The sequence below is a fragment of the Citrobacter sp. Marseille-Q6884 genome, assembly GCF_945906775.1.
Lineage (GTDB): Bacteria > Pseudomonadota > Gammaproteobacteria > Enterobacterales > Enterobacteriaceae > Citrobacter.
In genome coordinates this window covers 710,202-731,915 of record NZ_CAMDRE010000001.1, presented here as the reverse complement: position 1 = coordinate 731,915, position 21,714 = coordinate 710,202, and the positions used below count along the sequence as shown (strand labels likewise).

Annotated in this window: 18 protein-coding genes, 3 tRNA genes and 3 rRNA genes; 15 read left to right on the top strand and 9 right to left on the bottom strand. The window is 48.9% G+C overall.

Annotation, left to right across the window (positions count from 1 at the left end):
- Positions 1-8 precede the first annotated feature (8 nt).
- From N7268_RS03460 to rrf (N7268_RS03435), 6 genes are all read left to right on the top strand, one after another.
- A tRNA-Ile gene (locus N7268_RS03460) sits at positions 9-85 on the top strand.
- A 59-nt stretch (positions 86-144) separates the two neighbouring features.
- A tRNA-Ala gene (locus N7268_RS03455) sits at positions 145-220 on the top strand.
- A 209-nt stretch (positions 221-429) separates the two neighbouring features.
- Positions 430-3,335: ribosomal RNA gene (locus N7268_RS03450) — 23S ribosomal RNA — on the top strand.
- A gap of 94 nt (positions 3,336-3,429) precedes the next feature.
- Positions 3,430-3,545 (top strand): 5S ribosomal RNA (rrf, locus tag N7268_RS03445).
- Positions 3,546-3,559: 14 nt separating this feature from the next.
- Positions 3,560-3,635, top strand: a tRNA-Thr gene (locus N7268_RS03440).
- 38 nt (positions 3,636-3,673) lie between these two features.
- A 5S ribosomal RNA gene (rrf, locus tag N7268_RS03435) occupies positions 3,674-3,789 on the top strand.
- A 102-nt stretch (positions 3,790-3,891) separates the two neighbouring features.
- On the opposite strand, the gene N7268_RS03430 is transcribed toward rrf (N7268_RS03435), so the two are convergent.
- The 7 genes from N7268_RS03430 to N7268_RS03400 all read right to left on the bottom strand — a co-directional run bounded on the left by N7268_RS03430 (position 3,892) and on the right by N7268_RS03400 (position 13,291).
- Positions 3,892-4,650, bottom strand: coding sequence for an amino acid ABC transporter ATP-binding protein (locus N7268_RS03430; RefSeq protein ID WP_198905479.1), 759 nt, complete (start codon positions 4,648-4,650; stop codon positions 3,892-3,894).
- 7 nt (positions 4,651-4,657) lie between these two features.
- Positions 4,658-5,761, bottom strand: coding sequence for an amino acid ABC transporter permease (locus N7268_RS03425; protein WP_260861802.1), 1,104 nt, complete (start codon positions 5,759-5,761; stop codon positions 4,658-4,660).
- Between the two features lie 9 nt (positions 5,762-5,770).
- A complete protein-coding gene (locus N7268_RS03420) occupies positions 5,771-6,952 on the bottom strand; it encodes an amino acid ABC transporter permease (protein WP_260861801.1) in 1,182 nt (393 codons plus the stop codon).
- Positions 6,953-7,021: 69 nt separating this feature from the next.
- A complete protein-coding gene (locus tag N7268_RS03415; protein ID WP_260861800.1) occupies positions 7,022-8,047 on the bottom strand; it encodes an amino acid ABC transporter substrate-binding protein in 1,026 nt (341 codons plus the stop codon).
- Positions 8,048-8,506: 459 nt separating this feature from the next.
- Positions 8,507-8,728 carry a lipoprotein gene (locus N7268_RS03410; protein ID WP_198905482.1) on the bottom strand — a complete coding sequence of 74 codons (222 nt, stop codon included), beginning with the start codon at positions 8,726-8,728 and terminating at the stop codon, positions 8,507-8,509.
- A gap of 274 nt (positions 8,729-9,002) precedes the next feature.
- Positions 9,003-12,116, bottom strand: coding sequence for an efflux RND transporter permease subunit (locus N7268_RS03405; protein ID WP_260861799.1), 3,114 nt, complete (start codon positions 12,114-12,116; stop codon positions 9,003-9,005).
- Positions 12,117-12,127: 11 nt separating this feature from the next.
- The gene (locus N7268_RS03400; protein WP_260861798.1) at positions 12,128-13,291 is read right to left on the bottom strand and encodes an efflux RND transporter periplasmic adaptor subunit; all 1,164 of its coding nucleotides are present in this window, start codon (positions 13,289-13,291) and stop codon (positions 12,128-12,130) included.
- Between the two features lie 413 nt (positions 13,292-13,704).
- Here N7268_RS03400 and envR point away from each other — a divergent pair, with 413 nt between their 5' ends.
- Entirely contained in the window at positions 13,705-14,361 is a 657-nt protein-coding gene (envR, locus tag N7268_RS03395) for an acrEF/envCD operon transcriptional regulator (protein WP_260861797.1), read from the top strand.
- 66 nt (positions 14,362-14,427) lie between these two features.
- On the opposite strand, the gene N7268_RS03390 is transcribed toward envR, so the two are convergent.
- Together N7268_RS03390 and yhdJ are read right to left on the bottom strand one after the other, a co-directional pair.
- Positions 14,428-14,592, bottom strand: coding sequence for a DUF2556 family protein (locus N7268_RS03390; protein WP_198905487.1), 165 nt, complete (start codon positions 14,590-14,592; stop codon positions 14,428-14,430).
- A gap of 82 nt (positions 14,593-14,674) precedes the next feature.
- Complete coding sequence (gene yhdJ, locus N7268_RS03385; RefSeq protein WP_260863521.1) at positions 14,675-15,559, bottom strand: adenine-specific DNA-methyltransferase; 885 nt, start codon at positions 15,557-15,559, stop codon at positions 14,675-14,677.
- A gap of 278 nt (positions 15,560-15,837) precedes the next feature.
- Between yhdJ and N7268_RS03380 the strand changes: the two genes are divergently transcribed.
- The 8 genes from N7268_RS03380 to N7268_RS03340 all read left to right on the top strand — a co-directional run bounded on the left by N7268_RS03380 (position 15,838) and on the right by N7268_RS03340 (position 21,610).
- A complete protein-coding gene (locus tag N7268_RS03380; protein WP_260861796.1) occupies positions 15,838-17,061 on the top strand; it encodes a tyrosine-type recombinase/integrase in 1,224 nt (407 codons plus the stop codon).
- On the top strand, positions 17,058-17,900 hold the full coding sequence (locus N7268_RS03375) for a DUF6387 family protein (protein ID WP_260861795.1): 843 nt from the start codon (positions 17,058-17,060) through the stop codon (positions 17,898-17,900). The genes N7268_RS03380 and N7268_RS03375 overlap by 4 nt, the downstream gene beginning before the upstream one ends.
- 115 nt (positions 17,901-18,015) lie before the next feature.
- A complete protein-coding gene (locus tag N7268_RS03370) occupies positions 18,016-18,225 on the top strand; it encodes a helix-turn-helix transcriptional regulator (protein ID WP_014072030.1) in 210 nt (69 codons plus the stop codon).
- A gap of 10 nt (positions 18,226-18,235) precedes the next feature.
- Entirely contained in the window at positions 18,236-19,396 is a 1,161-nt protein-coding gene (locus N7268_RS25160) for a host cell division inhibitor Icd-like protein (protein ID WP_409929169.1), read from the top strand.
- Complete coding sequence (locus N7268_RS03355; protein ID WP_260861793.1) at positions 19,389-19,580, top strand: hypothetical protein; 192 nt, start codon at positions 19,389-19,391, stop codon at positions 19,578-19,580. The genes N7268_RS25160 and N7268_RS03355 overlap by 8 nt, the downstream gene beginning before the upstream one ends.
- Positions 19,573-19,884, top strand: coding sequence for a hypothetical protein (locus N7268_RS03350; protein WP_260861792.1), 312 nt, complete (start codon positions 19,573-19,575; stop codon positions 19,882-19,884). Before N7268_RS03355 ends, N7268_RS03350 begins: the two co-directional genes overlap by 8 nt.
- Complete coding sequence (locus N7268_RS03345) at positions 19,881-20,249, top strand: hypothetical protein (RefSeq protein ID WP_260861791.1); 369 nt, start codon at positions 19,881-19,883, stop codon at positions 20,247-20,249. The genes N7268_RS03350 and N7268_RS03345 overlap by 4 nt, the downstream gene beginning before the upstream one ends.
- Positions 20,246-21,610: a helicase RepA family protein gene (locus N7268_RS03340; RefSeq protein WP_260861790.1), complete on the top strand. Its 1,365-nt coding sequence runs from the start codon at positions 20,246-20,248 to the stop codon at positions 21,608-21,610. Before N7268_RS03345 ends, N7268_RS03340 begins: the two co-directional genes overlap by 4 nt.
- Positions 21,611-21,714: the final 104 nt, after the last annotated feature.

Genomic DNA, 21,714 nt, shown 5'->3' with positions numbered 1-21,714 from the left:
ATCTCTGCAGGCTTGTAGCTCAGGTGGTTAGAGCGCACCCCTGATAAGGGTGAGGTCGGTGGTTCAAGTCCACTCAGGCCTACCAAATTCTTTCTGATGCCGAAGGGTGTTCCGGAAGATTAAGGTGAATGAGATGACTTCGATGGGGCTATAGCTCAGCTGGGAGAGCGCCTGCTTTGCACGCAGGAGGTCTGCGGTTCGATCCCGCATAGCTCCACCATTACTTACTGCAAAAACCCAAGAAAACTTCAGAGTGTACCTGAAAAGGTTCACTGCGAAGTTTTGCTCTTTAAAAATCTGGATCAAGCTGAAAATTGAAACGACACACTGTGTCTGTTCTCCGTAATAAGAACAGATAAATGGTGTGTTCGAGTCTCTCAAATTTTCGCAGCACGATGATGAATCGAAAGAAACATCTTCGGGTTGTGAGGTTAAGCGACTAAGCGTACACGGTGGATGCCCTGGCAGTCAGAGGCGATGAAGGACGTGCTAATCTGCGATAAGCGTCGGTAAGGTGATATGAACCGTTATAACCGGCGATTTCCGAATGGGGAAACCCAGTGTGATTCGTCACACTATCATTACGTGAATACATAGCGTAATGAAGCGAACCGGGGGAACTGAAACATCTAAGTACCCCGAGGAAAAGAAATCAACCGAGATTCCCCCAGTAGCGGCGAGCGAACGGGGAGCAGCCCAGAGTCTGAATCAGCATGTGTGTTAGTGGAAGCGTCTGGAAAGTCGCACGATACAGGGTGAAAGTCCCGTACACAAAAGTGCATGTGTTGTGAACTCGAAGAGTAGGGCGGGACACGTGGTATCCTGTCTGAATATGGGGGGACCATCCTCCAAGGCTAAATACTCCTGACTGACCGATAGTGAACCAGTACCGTGAGGGAAAGGCGAAAAGAACCCCGGCGAGGGGAGTGAAAAAGAACCTGAAACCGTGTACGTACAAGCAGTGGGAGCCTCTTTATGGGGTGACTGCGTACCTTTTGTATAATGGGTCAGCGACTTATATTCTGTAGCAAGGTTAACCGAATAGGGGAGCCGAAGGGAAACCGAGTCTTAACTGGGCGTTAAGTTGCAGGGTATAGACCCGAAACCCGGTGATCTAGCCATGGGCAGGTTGAAGGTTGGGTAACACTAACTGGAGGACCGAACCGACTAATGTTGAAAAATTAGCGGATGACTTGTGGCTGGGGGTGAAAGGCCAATCAAACCGGGAGATAGCTGGTTCTCCCCGAAAGCTATTTAGGTAGCGCCTCGTGAACTCATCTTCGGGGGTAGAGCACTGTTTCGGCTAGGGGGTCATCCCGACTTACCAACCCGATGCAAACTGCGAATACCGAAGAATGTTATCACGGGAGACACACGGCGGGTGCTAACGTCCGTCGTGAAGAGGGAAACAACCCAGACCGCCAGCTAAGGTCCCAAAGTCATGGTTAAGTGGGAAACGATGTGGGAAGGCACAGACAGCCAGGATGTTGGCTTAGAAGCAGCCATCATTTAAAGAAAGCGTAATAGCTCACTGGTCGAGTCGGCCTGCGCGGAAGATGTAACGGGGCTAAACCATGCACCGAAGCTGCGGCAGCGACACTATGTGTTGTTGGGTAGGGGAGCGTTCTGTAAGCCGTTGAAGGTGGCCTGTGAGGGTTGCTGGAGGTATCAGAAGTGCGAATGCTGACATAAGTAACGATAATGCGGGTGAAAAACCCGCACGCCGGAAGACCAAGGGTTCCTGTCCAACGTTAATCGGGGCAGGGTGAGTCGACCCCTAAGGCGAGGCCGAAAGGCGTAGTCGATGGGAAACAGGTTAATATTCCTGTACTTGGTGTTACTGCGAAGGGGGGACGGAGAAGGCTATGTCGGCCGGGCGACGGTTGTCCCGGTTTAAGCGTGTAGGTGTGTGTTCCAGGTAAATCCGGTTCACTCTAACACTGAGGCGTGATGACGAGGCACTACGGTGCTGAAGTGACAAATGCCCTGCTTCCAGGAAAAGCCTCTAAGCATCAGGTAACACGAAATCGTACCCCAAACCGACACAGGTGGTCAGGTAGAGAATACCAAGGCGCTTGAGAGAACTCGGGTGAAGGAACTAGGCAAAATGGTGCCGTAACTTCGGGAGAAGGCACGCTGATAGGTAGGTGAAGCGACTTGCTCGTGGAGCTGAAATCAGTCGAAGATACCAGCTGGCTGCAACTGTTTATTAAAAACACAGCACTGTGCAAACACGAAAGTGGACGTATACGGTGTGACGCCTGCCCGGTGCCGGAAGGTTAATTGATGGGGTTATCCGTAAGGAGAAGCTCTTGATCGAAGCCCCGGTAAACGGCGGCCGTAACTATAACGGTCCTAAGGTAGCGAAATTCCTTGTCGGGTAAGTTCCGACCTGCACGAATGGCGTAATGATGGCCAGGCTGTCTCCACCCGAGACTCAGTGAAATTGAACTCGCTGTGAAGATGCAGTGTACCCGCGGCAAGACGGAAAGACCCCGTGAACCTTTACTATAGCTTGACACTGAACACTGGTCCTTGATGTGTAGGATAGGTGGGAGGCTTTGAAGTGTGGACGCCAGTCTGCATGGAGCCGACCTTGAAATACCACCCTTTAATGGCTGGTGTTCTAACGTGAACCCGTGATCCGGGTTGCGGACAGTGTCTGGTGGGTAGTTTGACTGGGGCGGTCTCCTCCTAAAGAGTAACGGAGGAGCACGAAGGTTAGCTAATCCTGGTCGGACATCAGGAGGTTAGTGCAAAGGCATAAGCTAGCTTGACTGCGAGAGTGACGGCTCGAGCAGGTGCGAAAGCAGGTCTTAGTGATCCGGTGGTTCTGAATGGAAGGGCCATCGCTCAACGGATAAAAGGTACTCCGGGGATAACAGGCTGATACCGCCCAAGAGTTCATATCGACGGCGGTGTTTGGCACCTCGATGTCGGCTCATCACATCCTGGGGCTGAAGTAGGTCCCAAGGGTATGGCTGTTCGCCATTTAAAGTGGTACGCGAGCTGGGTTTAGAACGTCGTGAGACAGTTCGGTCCCTATCTGCCGTGGGCGCTGGAGAATTGAGGGGGGCTGCTCCTAGTACGAGAGGACCGGAGTGGACGCATCACTGGTGTTCGGGTTGTCATGCCAATGGCACTGCCCGGTAGCTAAATGCGGAAGAGATAAGTGCTGAAAGCATCTAAGCACGAAACTTGCCCCGAGATGAGTTCTCCCTGAGACTATAAGTCTCCTGAAGGAACGTTGAAGACGACGACGTTGATAGGTCGGGTGTGTAAGTGTAGCGATACATTGAGCTAACCGATACTAATGAACCGTGAGGCTTAACCTTACAACGCCGAAGATGTTTTGGCGAAAGAGAAGACGATTTTCAGCCTGATACAGATTGAATTAACCGGCGAAAAGGGGTTAATAAACAGAATTTGCCTGGCGGCTGTAGCGCGGTGGTCCCACCTGACCCCATGCCGAACTCAGAAGTGAAACGCCGTAGCGCCGATGGTAGTGTGGGGTCTCCCCATGCGAGAGTAGGGAACTGCCAGGCATCAAATTTAGTGTGCTGATATGGCTCAGTTGGTAGAGCGCACCCTTGGTAAGGGTGAGGTCCCCAGTTCGACTCTGGGTATCAGCACCAGTTTTTAGGTTAAAGTTCGGCGCTTAGAAAAGAATTTGTCTGGCGGCTGTAGCGCGGTGGTCCCACCTGACCCCATGCCGAACTCAGAAGTGAAACGCCGTAGCGCCGATGGTAGTGTGGGGTCTCCCCATGCGAGAGTAGGGAACTGCCAGACATCAAATCAAGCGAAAGGCCATCCGAAAGGATGGCCTTTTTGCGTTTATGTGACTCAAAAAATAGCCGGATGGCAACATACTTACCTTTCCGGCCTGTGAATTTAATGAATAACCTGAGACAAAAACGCACGAGTACGTTCAGATTTTGGATTGGCAAAAAACTCGTTCGGTGGTGCCTGTTCAACAATCTCACCAAGATCCATAAAGATCACCCTGTCCGCCACCGTTCGGGCAAACCCCATTTCATGAGTGACGCAAAGCATGGTCATTCCCGATTGCGCCAGGCCGATCATGGTATCCAGCACTTCTTTCACCATTTCAGGATCCAGGGCTGACGTAGGCTCATCAAATAACATGATTTTTGGTTTCATGCACAGCGAACGTGCAATAGCCACACGTTGCTGCTGCCCACCGGAAATTTGCCCTGGGTATTTATGGGCATGCTCAGCAATACGTACGCGCTCCAGATAGTGCATTGCCAGCACGTCAGCCTCTTTCTTTGGCATCTTTTGCACCCAGATAGGTGCCAGTGTGCAGTTTTGCAGGACCGTTAAGTGAGGAAAGAGATTAAAATGTTGAAAGACCATCCCCACCTCTTGCCTGACGCGTTCAATATTGCGGATATCTTCATTAAGCTCAATTCCATCCACGACAATGCGGCCTTGCTGATGCTCTTCCAGATGGTTAATACAACGGATTGTTGTCGATTTACCCGAGCCAGAAGGTCCACATAATACGATTCTTTCCCCCTGTTTTACCTTCAGGTTGATGTTTTTCAGTACGTGAAACTGTCCATACCATTTGTTGACGTTTTCCAGCGTAATCATCGCGTCGTTAGACGGCATTATTAATTGACTCATAAATTCCTCATTGCGGTGTACGCCCGGTGTTAAAACGTTTTTCCAGATGCTGGCTATAACGCGACATGCTGAAGCAGAAAACCCAGTAAATCAGAGCGGCAAAAACATACCCTTCCGTGGACATACCCAGCCAGGCAGGGTCCACGGTTGCTTGTTGAACGCTACTGAAGAGATCAAACAATCCGATAATGATGACCAGGCTGGTATCCTTGAACAGGGCGATGATCGTATTGACCAGACCGGGAATGACCAGCTTGAGGGCTTGCGGAAGAATGACCAACCCCTGGGTTTTCCAGTATCCCAGTGCCAGAGATTCGGCAGCTTCATACTGGCCTTTCGGCAGGGCTTGCAGTCCTCCACGTACGACCTCCGCGACATAGGCGGACTGGAAAAGGATGACACCAACCAGCGCCCGAATCAGCTTGTCGATACTGGTGCCTTCGGACATAAATAATGGAAGCATGACCGAAGACATAAACAGGACGGTGATTAACGGCACACCACGCCAGAACTCAATGAAAATGACCGATAAAATCCGAACGACAGGCATATGAGAACGACGACCCAATGCCAGTAAAATCCCCCACGGAAGCGCGCCTGCAATACCGACAGAGGCAATAATCAGGGTGAGTGTCAGTCCACCCCACTGACGTGTCTCTACACGTTCGAGACCGAAAAATCCACCGTACAACAACCACCAGACTACAATCGGATAAACCACCGCCCAGACGGCGATATAGCGACCACGGTGAGACATCGCTTTCCAGAACATAGGGGCAATGGAGAGCAGACCAATAGCCAGGGCCAGGTTAATCCGCCAGCGCTGATCGTGTGGATAGAGCCCATACATAAATTGCCCGAAGCGTTCATGGATAAACACCCAGCACGCGCCCGCTTTTGTACAATCAGCGCGGGTCGAACCTACCCAGTTGGCCTGCAGAAATGCCCAGTTGAACAGCGGTGGAATGAACATCCACATTAACCACACGCATAACAGCGTGAGCAGGCTGTTTGACCAGCTGGAAAATAGATTTTTACGCATCCAAAGTATGATGCGGCCAGCGTGATTGCTGGTCTGGCGCGAGGGGTGAGACAGCAGTGCTTTTGTCATCATGGCTCCTTAGCGCTCAATCAGTGCTATACGACGGTTATAAATATTCATTAGCAGCGAAATACTCAGGCTGATAATCAGGTAAACCGACATGGTAATAGCAATAGTTTCAATGGCTTGTCCTGTTTGATTAAGCACGGTTCCGGCAAACAGAGAAACCATATCCGGGTAGCCAATTGCGGCAGCGAGCGAGGAGTTCTTTACGATATTCAGGTACTGGCTGGTCAATGGGGGAATAATGACGCGCAGCGCCTGCGGGATAATCACCTGGCGGAGCGTAACTGGATTTGGCAGACCCAGAGAACGCGCTGCTTCGTGTTGACCATAAGGCACGGCCTGAATCCCGGCTCGAATAATCTCTGCAATAAATGCAGAGGTATACACTGAAAGTGCCAGCGTTAGCGCAGCCAGTTCTGGGATAAGTACCATGCCACCGCGGAAGTTGAAACCGCGCAACTCAGGGATATCCCAATGAAGTGCGGCACCAAAAGTCCACTGTGAAATCATGGGTAAAAAGACGATCAGAGCCAGTGCAGTGGGCCAGGTTCGGCGCAGTTGACCTGTTTTTGTCTGATGCATCCTGTTAAATCGAAATAGCCCAATGGAGAAAACGACCGCAATAACGATTGCAGCACAAAAGGCAAAAAGACCTTCTCCCATCTGTGGTGCTGGAATATAAAGTCCGCGATTGCTCAGAAAAACTAAATCGAGCGCGTTAACCGCCTGGCGTGGCCCAGGTAAATTGCGTAACACGGCAAAATACCAAAAGAATATCTGTAGCAGAGGCGGAATATTACGGAACGTTTCGATATAAACGGTAGAAAGCTTCCGCAGTAACCAGTTATCTGACAGGCGCGCCAGCCCGAGAAAAAAACCGAGAAATGAAGCGAATACAATACATAATGCAGAGACCAGCAGCGTATTGAGTAGCCCGACCAGAAAGACACGACCATACGTATCACCCTGCTCGTAATCAATCAGATGCTGGACAATACCAAATCCGGCGCTGCGATCGAGAAAAGAAAACCCCGAGGTAATACCGCGACTGCTCAGGTTATTAATCGTGTTATGAATGAGATAGACCGCAATGCTGACGACCACAATGACAGCAAGTATTTGAAATAACCAGGCGCGGACCGCAGGGTTAGAAAAGGATAACGATCCTTTTACGGTTGAGCGGCGATGGGGCATAAGAAAACCTCGGTAACTATGACTCTGAACTGAGCGCCGCAAGTGCGGCGCCCGTTACATCGCGATGGATTAGCGCACCGGCGGCGCATACTGAATGCCACCGTTATTCCAGAGGTTATTCTGCCCACGTTTGATCTTCAGTGGACTTTCCGATCCCACGTTACGTTCAAAGATCTCTGCGTAGTTTCCTACCTGTTTGATAATGTTGTAAGCCCATTTATTATCCAGCTTCAGATCTTTGCCATAATCACCCTCTTTGCCAAGCAGGTGTGCCATATCCGGTGTGGCAGGGTTAGCAGCTTTTTCATCAACGTTTTTCGAGTTCACTCCCATCTCTTCGGCATTCAACATGGCGAACAATGTCCAGCGAACGATAGAGAACCACTCGTCATCACCACGGCGCACAACAGGTCCCAGCGGCTCTTTAGAGATGACCTCTGGCAGAACGATCCATTCTGCCGGGTTGCTTAGCTTGATTCGCAGGGCATACAGTTGAGACTGGTCGGAAGCCAGCGTATCGCAGCGGCCTGATTCCAGCGCCTTAGCCGATTCATCCGAACGGTCGAAGGTGACAGGGGTGTACTTCATGTTGTTGGCTTTAAAGTAATCGGCCACGTTCAGTTCGGTGTCCGTTCCCGCCTGAATACATACGGTTGCGCCATCCAGCTCTTTAGCACTCTTCAGACCCGCTTTGTTATGGGTAAGAAAGCCGATGCCATCGTAGTAAGTCACGCCCGTGAAAGACATACCCATACCTGCATCACGAGAGGAGGTCCATGTGGTATTACGGGAGAGCATATCGACTTCACCAGACTGTAAAGCCGTGAAGCGTTCTTTGGCCGTGAGCGGGGTATATTTTACTTTTGTGTCGTCGCCAAATACCGCCGAAGCAACACCACGGCATACATCGACATCGATACCAGAGAATTTACCGCTTGCGTCGGCATATGAAAAACCAGGCAGACCGTCACTGATACCGCATTGCACAAACCCTTTTTTCTTTACGGCATCAAGCGTTGCGCCGGCATGTGCCTGATTTGCAATCGCAAGCATCACGCCGGCCGCAGCCAGGCTGGCTATTATCATCTTTTTCATAGAGCATCCTGTGTGGAGGAATTATTGTTATGGAAACGTTCTGAAAACGTCTTTTACCTGTCTGTGGCTTTGGCCATACTCTTTTAAGCAAAGGTAGTGCCAGGTTTTTGCGTGCGATTGTTCGACGCAATATGCAGAGTGTAGACAGGAAAAAATAAATTCAGCGCCCCGAAGTGGTGCAAAATTGAAACGTACGCCACATTTCAGCGCAAAAAATTTAAAATTAAGACAGGATGCGTGATAACAATTTCGGGCGTGAATATTGAGCGTGTGAGAATAATGGACTGAAGCCGCGTTGTTACGAAAAACAGAAAAAACGCTAATTTTAAGTCGTGGATATGTGAGGGAAATCTATAATAATTTTATTATTGGATGAGTGATGTAAACCAACGTTTTGTCTTATATAAGAATTTACCTTTTATAATAAAAGCGCGGCCATCGCCGCGCTTTTAAGATGATTTATTTCGTCAAGGCAACTATCCCAAGTGTCAGACCGGCAACAGCGGCTGCGCCACCAGCGATCGCACCTGCTGTTTCCCAGTTATCCTGCGTGGTGCCTTTCATACAGGTATTGGTATGAACCAGGCGGCCCTGATCGTCATACACAGGTACGCAAGGAGAATCGTGTGCACAGCCCGCCAATACGGCTGTAAGCAATGCAACGGATATTAATCTTTTCATGGTGTTACCTCTAAAATAAGCGTTTCGCTATTAAAGCAGAAACAAACGCTAAGCTATCTGCCTGCGAAATCGAATACTATTTTACCACCTCTTAAAAAAAGACTGACATGAGGAATAATCTCAATTCATGTGGATTGTAAACATAATGAATAAATCCGGAGGGTATAGAAGGTTTCTTTGCGCGGCGTGAGAAAAAATAAATGGCTATCTTATTAATAAATAAAGAGGTCAGAATCTGTTAAAAAGGCGCCCGAAGACGCCTTGTTTTTACAAATTAATCGTTGCGCCGACTAAAACGCCGTTTAACGACCACAAAGAAAACGGGAACGAAGAAGATTGCCAGTAATGTAGCGGTGAGCATGCCCCCCATAACACCTGTACCGACAGCATTCTGTGCGCCACTGCCTGCACCATGGCTGATCACCAGAGGCATAACTCCCAGAATAAAGGCCAGGGATGTCATCAGGATGGGGCGAAGTCGCATGCGTGACGCTTCCAGTGTGGCTTCGATCAACCCTTTGCCCTCTTTATCCATCAGATCTTTAGCAAACTCCACAATCAGGATAGCGTTTTTGGCAGAGAGACCGATGGTGGTTAGCAGTCCCACCTGGAAGTAGACGTCGTTGTTCATTCCACGAAGCGACGCGGCTAACAGCGCACCGACCACACCGAGCGGTACAACCAGCATGACAGAGAAAGGAATCGACCAGCTCTCATACAGGGCGGCAAGGCAAAGAAATACCACGATCAACGAAATGGCATACAGTGCGGGGGCCTGGTTACCTGACAGTCGCTCCTGATAAGACATGCCCGTCCAGTCATGACCGATACCGTTAGGCAGTTTTTCTGCAAGGCTTTCCATTAGCGCCATTGCTTCACCGGTACTTCTGCCTGGAGCCGCTTCGCCCAGCAATTCCATTGATGGCATACCGTTGTAGCGTTCCAGTCGCGGTGAACCGTAGATCCAATGTGCTGAACTGAATGTTGAGAATGGCACCATTTCACCATTGGCACTGCGAACGTACAGATTATTGATGTCTTCCGGCAACATACGGAATTTAGCATCTGCCTGAACATACACTTTTTTCACGCGGCCACGGTCAATGAAGTCGTTGACGTAATAGCCGCCCAGCGCAGCGGAGATGGTTTCATTAATATCGGACAAGGAGACACCGAGCGCCTGCGCTTTTTCCTGATCCACATCCAGCTTAAATTGAGCGGTATCTTCCAGGCCATTAGGACGTACACGCACCAACAAGTCGGGATGTTTTGCCACCATGCCTAACAACTGATTACGCGCCTGCGTTAGAGCTGTATGCCCCAACCCACCCTGATCAATCAGCTCAAAGTCGAAGCCCGTTGCGGTCCCTAATTCAACAATGGCTGGCATGTTGAAGGGGAATACCAGACCATCACGAATCTGGCTAAATGCTCGGGTGGCGCGGGCTATAACGGATTCAACGTTATTCTCGTTACCGCTACGCTCTTCCCAGGGTTTGAGACTGACAAACGCCATCCCTGAGTTTTGCCCCTGGCCGCTGAAGCTAAAGCCGTTAACCGTAAAGACGCTTTCGACGTTGGCTTTCTCATTGTTCAGGTAGTAATGGGTCACCTGGTCTAACACTTTCTGCGTGCGCTCCTGCGTCGCGCCAGCCGGAAGCTGAATCATCGTCAGGAACACCCCCTGATCTTCCTCTGGCAGGAAGGAGGTAGGAAGACGTATAAACAGTACCGCCATCCCAATAACAATGATCAGGTAGATGACCAGATAGCGGCCGGTTTTACGAATAATGCCGCTGACGCTATTGGTGTAGTGGTTAACGCTGTAATCGAATTTGGCATTAAACCAGCCAAAGAAACCGCTTTTTTTCTCGTGATGCTCAGCCGATACCGGCTTCAGCAGCGTTGCACAAAGCGCGGGAGTCAGGATCAGCGCGACCAGTACGGAGAGCGCCATGGCGGAAACGATAGTGATAGAAAACTGCCGGTAAATGGCACCGGTTGACCCACCAAAGAAGGCCATAGGGATAAACACCGCGGATAGCACCATAGCGATACCCACCAGTGCGCCCTGGATTTGCGACATCGATTTCTCTGTCGCCTCTTTGGGTGGTAGATGATCCTCCATCATCACACGTTCCACGTTTTCCACCACGACTATCGCATCATCGACCAGCAGGCCGATGGCGAGCACCATCCCGAACATCGTCAGGGTGTTTATCGAGTAACCAAACGCAGCAAGTACGGCAAATGTTCCCAGCAACACGACAGGTACCGCGATGGTTGGAATCAGTGTGGCGCGGATGTTTTGCAGGAACAGGTACATCACCAGGAAGACCAGCACAATCGCTTCAAACAGTGTTTTTATCACTTCATGAATTGAGATTGTGACGAACGGTGTGGTGTCGTACGGGTAGACCACTTTCATTCCCTGAGGGAAGAACGGCTGCAGTTCTACCAGTTTGGCTTTGATGGCGTTAGCGGTATCCAGTGCGTTGGCACCGGTTGCCAGTTTAATACCAAGACCGGATGCCGGTTTTCCATTAATACGTGCAACGACGTTGTAGTTTTCACCTCCTAACTCAATGCGTGCGACATCTTTCAAGTGCACCACAGAACCATCGCTGTTCACGCGTAGGGTGACTTTGCCAAACTCATCTGGGTCTTTTAGTCGCGTTTGTGCAATGATCGAGGCGTTGAGCTGCTGATTGGGCAGGGCTGGTGTGCCACCTAACTGACCTGCGGCGATCTGGTCGTTCTGTACCTTCAACTGATTGATGACATCAACCGGCGTAAGTTGGTATTTGTTTAATAAATTCGCATCCAGCCAGATACGCATGGCGTACTGGGCACCAAACAGTTGCACATCACCTACGCCGTTCAGGCGGCTGATGGCGTCTTTGACATTCGAGGCGACATAGTCGGAGATGTCATCCTGAGTTGTCTGCGGGTTATCAGAAACAAAGCCCGCCACCATCAAAAAGCTGCTACTGGATTTTTCTACGCTGATCCCCTGCTGCTGAACTTCTTGCGGCAGCAAAGGAGTCGCGAGCTGCAGTTTGTTTTGTACCTGAACCTGTGCAATATCGGGATCGGTGCCGGACTGGAACGTCAGCGTAATGGTGACGCTCCCCGCGGAATCGCTGGTGGAGGACATATACATCAGGTTATCGATGCCGTTCATGTTCTGTTCGATAACCTGCGTTACGGTATCCTGCACCGTCTGCGCATCTGCGCCCGGGTAGGTTGCAGAGATCGCCACTGCAGGAGGCGCGATGGTGGGGTACTGCGCTACAGGCAGTTGCAGGATTGCCAGCGCGCCCGCCATCATCAGAATAATGGCCAGCACCCACGCAAAGATAGGTCGCCTAATAAAGAAATTTGCCATATCCGGTTACCTTATTGCGCCGCTTTCGTGGCAGGGGTTGCGGTATCGGCGGTGGCTTTAACCTGCACACCTGGACGGGCTTTTTGTAAACCGCTCACGATGACTTTGTCGCCGGGTTGTAAACCTTCGCTAATGAGCCATTTATCACCAATGGCTTGTGCGGCAACCACGGGACGCGCTTCAACCTGGCTCTTGTCGTTGACGACCATCACTGTTGCATCGCCGCGCGGTGTACGCGTCACTCCCTGTTGTGGGACGAGGATGGCATTGGGTTGGACGCCTTCATCAATACGTGCGCGCACGAACATCCCCGGAAGCAGAGTGTGCTGAGGATTGGGGAAAACAGCTCTGAGGGTGATGGAACCGGTACTTTCATCCACCGTCACGTCAGAAAATTGCAGAGAACCTTTTAACGGATATGACTGACCATTCTCCATTACCAGCTCAGCGGTACTGCGGGTATTGTCTTTATGCAGGTTACCTTGCTCAACGGACTGCTTGAGGCGCATAAAATCGTTACTGGACTGCGTCACGTCGACATAAATGGGATCAAGCTGCTGAACGGTGGCTAACTCGGTTGCCTGACCATTGGTCACCAGCGCACCTTCGGTCACATTCGATTTGCCGATACGTCCGCTAATTGGCGAGGTGACTCTGGTATAGGCCAGGTTGATGCGGGCGCTTTCAACAGCGGCTTTTGCGGCGATAACAGAGGCATCGGCCTGACGAGCATCAGCAATCGCCTGATCGTACTCCTGCTGGCTGATGTACTTTGTTCCGACCAGTGGGACATAGCGTTTAACCGTTAAATGCGCGATTGCCGCTGCAGCTTCGCTTTTTGCCAGTTCACCTTTGGCGCTATTGTAGTCGGCCTGGTAAGTAGCAGGATCGATCTGATAAAGCGACTGACCTGCTTCAACATCACTCCCCTCGGTGAAATTCCTTTTAAGCACAATGCCGCTGACCTGGGGGCGAACTTCTGCAATACGAAATGCTGTTGTACGCCCTGGTAATTCGGTCGTCACGGCTAATGGCGCTGATTCCACAACATGAACAGTAACCTGTGGCTCCGTAGGATGAGCTTGCGTTTCTCCCTGATCGTTACAACCGGCGAGTAATGCAGCGGAGATGATGATGAATGAGGGCAGGAGTGAAAACCTGGCATTTTTCGTCATTACTATTCCTTAAAAAACCGAAAGCTCGTTATTTACCGGATAACGGCAGGACGATAACGCGCGCAAGTAAAAATAATAGTTAGCTATCCTACAAATAATTAGCTTGCGATGTAAGCAATACTTATTTTGCTGGACAATACACGGCACGTAAAAACAAAAAGAGATTAAGTATCTGCTTTTTCATTCGGAAGGGATGGCAATGTTATGACGCGCTAAAATACATATTGAAATAAACATTTGCGTGGTGAATATAATGCGTAATTCTTATTCGTTTTGTTTATTTATATATGTTGCATGTAATGAAATATTTTAGATCTCGTCTAAATAAAAGCTAAGTGATACATTTATTCCGTATGGCAAATATTAGATAAGAAAGTTTATCATTCCCCACTCTGTCTCAGGCATTCTGAATCATGGCCAAAAAAACGAAAGCTGATGCCCTCAAAACGCGACAGCATCTGATCGAAACTGCGATTGTCCAGTTTGCTGCTCGTGGCGTTGGTAACACGACGCTAAATGACATTGCCGATGCTGCCAACGTGACGCGGGGCGCAATCTACTGGCATTTCGAGAATAAGACTCAACTGTTTAATGAGTTATGGTTGCAACAACCACCTCTACGCGATCTTATCCAGGACAGGCTCAGTGGTCGCTGGGAGAATGATCCCTTGCAGCGATTGCGTGAAAAATTCGTTGTTGGTTTGCAATATATCGCAGAGGTTCCTCGTCAGCAGGCATTAATGCAAATCTTATATCATAAGTGTGAGTTTCATAAGGATATGATATCTGAACAGGAAATTCGCGATAAAATAGGCCTTAGCCATCAAAGTATTCGCGAGTCTCTGCAAAAGTGTATGGATGAAGGTCTTATTGCAACCGCCCTGGATTTAGATATCATCATCATTATTCTGCATGGTAGCTTTAGTGGAATAATAAAGAACTGGTTAATGAATCCAATAAGTTATGACCTTTATGAGCAAGCACCCGTATTAGTCGATAATGTATTAAAAATGTTAAGTCCTGATGGCTGTATAATACAACTGGTCCAGAATGAAAATCAGGTAGGGTAGTTTCAGCCGCAATAGTTCAGCCGTCATGGCCTGACGGCTGCAGTAGATGATGTCTTTTCGGCGGCGCTATTCGATGTCGGCACAGTTGACCAGCTTGAGAGGATTCACGGAGTCCATATTCCGACACTTATCATGCTCTGTTGTCATTAACTCTATCCACTGTATGAGTAATGCATCAAAAAGAAACACGAAGACAGCAAAAACAACCAGCCACCAATACTTGCGAATCATTCCCAAACCCTGTGTATTCATGCCCAAGCGTGCAGGGAATATACACGAAATCCAAAAGCTGAAAAGCAGACTTACAATGCTTTTACTTTGGTGAAATCTCGTCGTCCATTTCAGGTAATCGACTCTTTTTAGAGAGGTTTTTTGTCTTTCGCTTTTTCACCTTTGCAAGCTCATTCTGAGAAAAATGGGAGCTGATACTCAGTCTCCTGAGCCCCATTTTTACGTATTCAGTATTGATTTCAATACCGACAAACTTGCGACCCAGCGCCACTGCGGTTGCACCGGTAGTAAAGCTGCCCGCGAAGGGATCCAGCACCTTGTCGCCTGGGTTAGAGGATGCAAGGATAATGCGCTCTAATAAGGCCTTAGGTTTTTGCGTTGGGTGATTTTCGTATTCGTCCATCAAATAGCGAACACGCGGAAACGCCCAGACATTACCGGGAACTTTCTTCTGATTGTATGGCTGTGGCGGATTCTTTCTGTAATCGATAAGCGCGCGTTTGGCACCTGTTTTGGCTTCCACCAGAATATCATCGTGGTTAAACGTATAGTTTTTCTGATCTTTAACCAGCATAAGAATCGGTTCATACATTGAACCAAAGAACTTTTTGGCCTGTACCCCCGAGCTATCATAAGACCATACGATACGGCTTTTGATGGTAAAGAGCTGGCGGCATTTAAGGTCTATGTACGGCATATTCTCTGTACTGTTCATGATGTACATGGTGCCTTGTGGCGTCAGAATTCGATGACATTCCTCTATGCATTCAAACAGCCAGGACAGAAAGCTCTCTTCGTCCCAGGATTCCACCATGCCGTCAAAATCTTTGCCGATGTTATAAGGGGGGTCGGCAAAAATGAGGTCAACGCTTTCAGACGGCAGCTTTTTTAGTTCGGTCAGCGCATCACCCTGGATAATCTTTTTCGATTCATCGCCAAAATAGACGGGTTCACAGCTTGCTTTCATCGCCAAAACCTCTGGGTGATACAAATAAAAAAGGCGCTTCCCCATGCCGAGTAGCGCCTTTTAAAACAAACATTTAACTGATTAGTATCAGTTCATGCCGTATTTTCAAAACCTACGTTTTTTACCGTTCAGCTATGTTTGCTGATGTTTATTTATCTATATGATATAAAACCATAAAACTGTTTTTCTGGTTTGCCTTTGTTCATTGCAGTTCATAGAGTAACATTGAGATGTGTAGTCAGTGGTGTAGTCAGTGCCAAAAATGAACTGAGGTTTTTATGGCTGGTGGTACGAACAAGTTAAGTGATACATCGCTCCGTAAGATGGTCGGGAGGGAAAGTCCCGGTGATAGCTTTTATGCTGATGGTGACGGCCTGAGCGTAAAGGTGTCAAAGATTGGGATAATGACCTGGTATTTTACTTACCGCATAGGTGGGCGCAGTACTGCCCCTCAGCGTTTGAAGTTAGGTAACTATCCCGATCTTTCACTGAAGGCCGCGAGGGCAAAGCGCGATCAATGTCGTGCCTGGCTTGCTGAGGGGAAGAACCCGAAACACCAGTTAACTGTCACCACACAGGAAACACTTAAGCCGGTAACTGTAAGAGAGGCACTTGAATACTGGATAAGGGAATATGCATCTCATAAACGGGCTAATGTGGAAAAGCATATAGAACAGCTCAATAAGCATATCTACCCATATATTGGGGAGTTTCCTCTCTCTATGTGCGAAACCCGCCACTGGCTGGAGTGTTTCAGCAGGGTGAGAGATGAAGCTCCAGTAGCTGCTGGCTATCTTCTGCAAATGTGTAAGCAAGCCCTCAAGTTCTGCCGTGTTCATCGGTACGCAGTGAGTAATGTCCTGGACGATTTGACCATTGACGATGTCGGACGTAAACAGAATAAACGGGACAGAGAGCATACCCGGCAAGAGTTGGCAGATATATGGCGGGAGTGCTCAGGCCTGAAATTTAAACCCTACTACTCAGCGCTCTTACGTCTGCTGGTGGTGTTTGGCTGCCGAACTCAGGAGTTGAGATTATCTCGCGTAACCGAATGGGATCTAAATGATTGGGTTTGGACTGTACCAAAAGAGCACAGCAAAGGTGGTGAGAAAATACTACGGCCTATTCCCGTAGATATCCGCCCATTTATCAAACAGCTTTTAGAGCAACACCAAAGCACAGGGCTTTTGCTGGGAGAGATAAAGAAACCGGAAGCTGTCAGTCAGTGGGGAAGGATGTTGTATAAGCGTCTGGGCCACTCTGAACCGTGGACGCTTCACGATTTACGCCGTACATTTTCCACGACTCTGAACAACATGGGAATCGCTCCGCATGTTGTCGAGCAACTTCTGGGCCATGCGCTGGGTGGTGTCATGTCCGTATATAACCGCAGCCAGTATTTACCTGAAAAACTGGATGCACTGAATAAATGGATGCAGAGATTAGACATTATTACCTCTGATATCTCAAATGTTACTATTCTTGAGGTCGCAAGATGACAAAAAAAATTAACAGTAAAAGAGACTTACCAAAGTCATTCAGCCTGGAAAAATATGATGACCTTGAAAATATGTCTGATAAGGATTTGTTTCGTCAGCTTTATTGGCGATGCGATGATTTAACAATAAAAAATACAGACTGCCCTGACTATGGTTTGCAACATGGTGCTAAATACCCACTTAACAATAATTTTGGTGATCCATTCGGGGAGCTCAAAGCAGAAGAATGGTTTCTTGAAAAGCAAAAGGAATACGAGTACAAGACTCAGCCTGATTTGCTAAAATTAAGTTACGGCGATGGTATAAAACCATTAATGAGATTTGAGTTGGCATTTTTGAATAAAATCAATGCTGATAAAGGTCACTGGAAAGGAAAGCCAATAGTCGTTGACGATGATTTGGTGGGGGATTTGTTTACAGCAGATAACGGTATGTTTTGGGCTGTCATGCGCGAGCCAGTAAACTTACTTTCTGATGTTGTGGAAAACGTGATGATTACTGTTGACTTAAACAACAGAGATGACCTTTTGATTGAAGCATTCACGAACCTCCTCCCAAAATGGCGCGAAGAACTCGGAATACCTGAACCAGATAAGCCAGTCTCAGGGGACTGGGAGAGCGTCAGACGTAAGATAATTGACTACAGAATAATTCCACTTATTGATTTGATGTCATGGGAGAGCGCTACCGACAGCAAAATATCTCTTGGCGTACTCGCAGTATCCCTGTTCCCGGATGGAGAAAAGGAGTCCTTTGCCATAGCTCAAACGGTAAAACCTTTCTTGGATAAAATCATAAGAAGTGATTCTTTAGATAAAATCAGGAAAGAATTATCTTGATATAAGTGAATAAGGGTAACTCCTTTAGAGGAATATAATTTTTTTCTCACCGTCGCGGTGATAATTTTGTTGAATAAGAATGCTCTCGAACCTTAGCGAACGAGAGCATTTTTTTATGAACAATATTAAACAATCCCAGCAGCCAGCAGAAAGAGTTATCCGTGAGGCTGAGTGCCGACAGCTAACCGGTATTTGTCGAACCACTCGATACATGATGGAAAAAGAGGGGAGCTTTCCCGCCCGCCGTAAGCTGGGAGGCCGCGCCGTTGGTTGGCTTCTGTCAGAGGTCACAGCATGGCAGCAGAGCCGCAGCAAAGCAGCGTGAGGGGTGGGAAATGTCACATAAAACAAAAGCGGCCATGCAGGGCCGCCAATGTCACTACCAAAAACTTAAGCAAAGTCAGGATACCAGGGTAAATGCTGGTGGTCAAAGCCTGAGCGCTCCTGTGATTACAGGAACTGCGCCATTGGCGCAGTTCGGATTTCAAATCCGTACTGCATTGCAATATGTCTCCCAAGAGGGATCGGATTTCAAATCCAGACCTTTGCGAGTGACTAAAAGTCACGCCCACCCCCAAACTACCCAGAAATTGGGCTGTTTAAGGTGTACGGCATTGCCGCATACCCAATCTCCCGAAACTTCTGGAGAACTGGAACAGAGTGCCGGGTGTACTGCAATGCAGCATACCCAATCTCCTAAGATTTCAGGAGATACCATCACTGAGATAGTGATAGTTGGATTGGGGGCAACAGCAGTTGGACATACTACGGAGAAATCCCGTAGTTTCGACCGTTACCCAGATATTGGGTATCGATGCAACGAAAGTTGCATCGGTCAGAACCAGAGCTACAAAAATAGCGGTGGTCAAACCCCAGAAGATTTCCAGAGTGCATTTATGCACTTTGGGTATCAGCCTTTTGGCTCGATGCCTCGTTGTTGTAACTCTTTGCGGATTATTCGCTTTATCCACGCTGATACAGAAGCGTCACCATCTTGTGCCAGAGCCTGTTTAATTCCTTCTTCTAGGCTTGGTTCTACACGTAATGCGATCTGCTTGTTACCTTTGGCTTTAATTTCTATGGTTGACATTTGGTTGACACCTGATTACTTTGAAGTGGTAATCAAGTGTATGACAGGTGCATACCAAAAAGCAACGCCCCGGACTGTTAGAGCAGTACCAGGGCGTCTAACCAAACCGTTAAGTGAGGTAACAGTTATGGCTGACAATCATTCTACCCAAACTCGCCCAAAATTTACATGGCGTTTTCTTGCAGTACCTATCATTGCACCAAATGCAAAACCAATCGTGCTCTACACCAATGCCACTAGCGAACAGAGGGCTCGTGACAATTGCCCGGGGTGGTTGCTCTTCTTTGCCGCACGCCTACCTCTTCATGAGGTTTGTGATAACCCAACACCTTCAGGACTCAGGGAAAGCCTGACCCCTTCAACCGTAGCGGAAATCGCTACAGTTCAGGAGGTGCGCCATGTCTAATCTGACCATGCTGGATATGGGCGACAAATTCCGCTCTCTTGAGGTCTTACTGGCTGCGGCAATGGAAATGGATTGCCGAAATGATGATGAGCATGAAATTGCTTTTGAACTCGTGGATAAAGCCTTAATGCGTTGTCGCTCTCTTCGCCGTGAACTTGATGGGCTGGAGGGGAAAAATGCGTGATATCTACCATCAACTTGTAAAGCACGCTCCTGACTTTAAAAACTATACCGATGAAGAACTGATCGAGACAGCAGATGTATGTGGCGAAACTGCCAGGGCCATTTCTAACACGCTCACCCTCATTGGAAACCTGACGCTTGAGGCAACTCTTGGTGAAGAATACAGCAATGAAAATGCCAGGCGTGATCTGATGTTATTAGGCGATACGTTGCGGAATCTTCCCCGACTTGCTGAAGCTATGGAGCAAAACAGTTGCACAGCAAATTTCGTACTTAGAAATCGTCGCGGGGAGGTGCTGCAATGATCAGTAACGTCAAATTTAATGAGCTGTCCAACCGAGTTGAGTTGCTGGTTGAAAAGATTTTGCATCTTGAGGCACAGGTTAAGTCACTCACCGATAGTCAGGGTGGAGAAATCCCTCCTGGTATGACGCCAGTAGCAACACTGGCTGCGGAATACGGTATCTCAACCAAAAAGGCTGAGGAACTGGCGAAAAACACAGGGGTGATGCTGGTTAAGCTCAAATCTGGAGGGTTCGTTGCGCCTGATGAAAAGTTCAGGGAAGCGGCGCGGTTGGTGCTGCGCAGTGCTAAGCGCAAATATGGCTCTGCGTACTGGTTCCATCCTTTGATTGGAAAATTCCAGATGAGCGGGGGCATACCCAAATGACGATGCAACTGACATCTGTAGAAACGGTATCTGATGCCCTGTTTACCTGTTCGTATCTGTGGGCTCATGGCAAGCAGTACAGCCGCAGTGATTTGGATAAGGCCCTCCACCAGCATAAAGATCCAACTACTCGTTACGGGAAGCTGGTGGCTCGCCTCAACCAGATAGCAGCAATGCCGTATGAGGAGCTTTGTGATGCCGGGTATCTCGATACGGACCGCAAACAAATGATTACCGCACGGCGTTCTGTGCTGGTGGAAGAGATAGGCGAAGGTGAAATGAATGCCATGCTGTCTGACGTGCAGCGCATTCACCGCGTCTTTCCTGATGCTGGTGCAAAGTTCAGGACAAAGCTGCCTCTCTCTCGCGGATCTGAGGGCTTTGATATCCGTCAGGACTATATCCTTAAACACTTTCTGCCAGCGCAGTCTCTGTGCAGCATTTACGGCCCAAGCGGTTCGTATAAGAGTTTTCTAGCCGTATCGTGGGCTTGTCATATCGCAGCTGGTCTGCCATGGGCGGGGAAGAAGGTCACTCCTGGCGCAGTGCTGTATGTGGTTGGCGAGGGTGGTGTAGGTGTTCCCCGGCGTATACGGGCATGGGAACAGGTGCATGGCATACAGGCAGACAACCTCTGGCTGGTTAATCGTCCGGTGTTCCCTGTGCGTGAGTCAGAGGTTACAGAAGTGCTTCTTGCTGCCAGGCAGATTGAAGCCGAATGTGGTGTGCCGGTTCGCATGGTGGTGATCGATACTCTGGCCCGCTGTTTTGGTGGTAACGACGAGAATGATGCTCGTGACATGGGGGCGTTTATTGAGGGCTGTGACGTTATCAAACAGAAAACGGGTGCAACGGTGCTGGTAGTCCACCACTCCGGCAAGGATGAAGGGAAAGGCGCTCGCGGTTCCAGTGCTTTCCGTGCTGCGCTTGATACTGAATTTAACGTTAAGCGTGAAGGGGATGGAAAGGCGCTTATTCTGACTTGTACCAAGATGAAAGACGCGGAGGAGCCAGAACGTAAGGCGTATGACCTGAGAACGGCTGAGCTTTACACCGATGAAGATGGTGAGCTTGTGTGCTCTCTGGTTGTGCACGATCAGCCGAGAGAGGCTAAAGAGGTTGAGCCTGAACTGGCCCATATCTCCCGTCTTAGCGATAACCACCATGCACTATGGCAGGCAGTACGCAGCCGTTCAGCTAAGGGGGAGCCATGCACTATCTCCGTCATAAAAGACGATCTGCGTGCAACACTGGGGGCAGATAAAGTGAGAAAGTCATTCCCGCGCTGGCTGGACAAGCTGGAGAGTGAGCAAATTATTCGCATCGAGGGTGAGAACCTTTACCCGGTAACAGTCGAGTAAATGCGGCGCTAAGTGCGGCATGTGCGGCATTTAGTATGTCTTGTAACCAAATGCCGCACTTAGTCCCTGTATACACGCGCTAAGTGCGGCATTTCATTGAAACC

Bases quoted from the DNA above. Each gene is read 5' to 3' on its own strand.
- N7268_RS03420 (WP_260861801.1), bottom strand. From the start codon at position 6,952: ATGCCCCATCGCCGCTCAACCGTAAAAGGATCGTTATCCTTTTCTAAC.
- N7268_RS03375 (WP_260861795.1), top strand. From the start codon at position 17,058: ATGACAAAAAAAATTAACAGTAAAAGAGACTTACCAAAGTCATTCAGC.
- N7268_RS03370 (WP_014072030.1), top strand. From the start codon at position 18,016: ATGAACAATATTAAACAATCCCAGCAGCCAGCAGAAAGAGTTATCCGT.
- N7268_RS03355 (WP_260861793.1), top strand. From the start codon at position 19,389: ATGTCTAATCTGACCATGCTGGATATGGGCGACAAATTCCGCTCTCTT.
- N7268_RS03425 (WP_260861802.1), bottom strand. From the start codon at position 5,761: ATGACAAAAGCACTGCTGTCTCACCCCTCGCGCCAGACCAGCAATCAC.
- N7268_RS03340 (WP_260861790.1), top strand. From the start codon at position 20,246: ATGACGATGCAACTGACATCTGTAGAAACGGTATCTGATGCCCTGTTT.
- yhdJ (WP_260863521.1), bottom strand. From the start codon at position 15,559: ATGAAAGCAAGCTGTGAACCCGTCTATTTTGGCGATGAATCGAAAAAG.
- N7268_RS03380 (WP_260861796.1), top strand. From the start codon at position 15,838: ATGGCTGGTGGTACGAACAAGTTAAGTGATACATCGCTCCGTAAGATG.
- N7268_RS03430 (WP_198905479.1), bottom strand. From the start codon at position 4,650: ATGAGTCAATTAATAATGCCGTCTAACGACGCGATGATTACGCTGGAA.
- N7268_RS03410 (WP_198905482.1), bottom strand. From the start codon at position 8,728: ATGAAAAGATTAATATCCGTTGCATTGCTTACAGCCGTATTGGCGGGC.
- N7268_RS03415 (WP_260861800.1), bottom strand. From the start codon at position 8,047: ATGAAAAAGATGATAATAGCCAGCCTGGCTGCGGCCGGCGTGATGCTT.
- N7268_RS03345 (WP_260861791.1), top strand. From the start codon at position 19,881: ATGATCAGTAACGTCAAATTTAATGAGCTGTCCAACCGAGTTGAGTTG.
- N7268_RS03350 (WP_260861792.1), top strand. From the start codon at position 19,573: ATGCGTGATATCTACCATCAACTTGTAAAGCACGCTCCTGACTTTAAA.
- N7268_RS03405 (WP_260861799.1), bottom strand. From the start codon at position 12,116: ATGGCAAATTTCTTTATTAGGCGACCTATCTTTGCGTGGGTGCTGGCC.
- envR (WP_260861797.1), top strand. From the start codon at position 13,705: ATGGCCAAAAAAACGAAAGCTGATGCCCTCAAAACGCGACAGCATCTG.
- N7268_RS25160 (WP_409929169.1), top strand. From the start codon at position 18,236: ATGTCACATAAAACAAAAGCGGCCATGCAGGGCCGCCAATGTCACTAC.
- N7268_RS03390 (WP_198905487.1), bottom strand. From the start codon at position 14,592: ATGATTCGCAAGTATTGGTGGCTGGTTGTTTTTGCTGTCTTCGTGTTT.
- N7268_RS03400 (WP_260861798.1), bottom strand. From the start codon at position 13,291: ATGACGAAAAATGCCAGGTTTTCACTCCTGCCCTCATTCATCATCATC.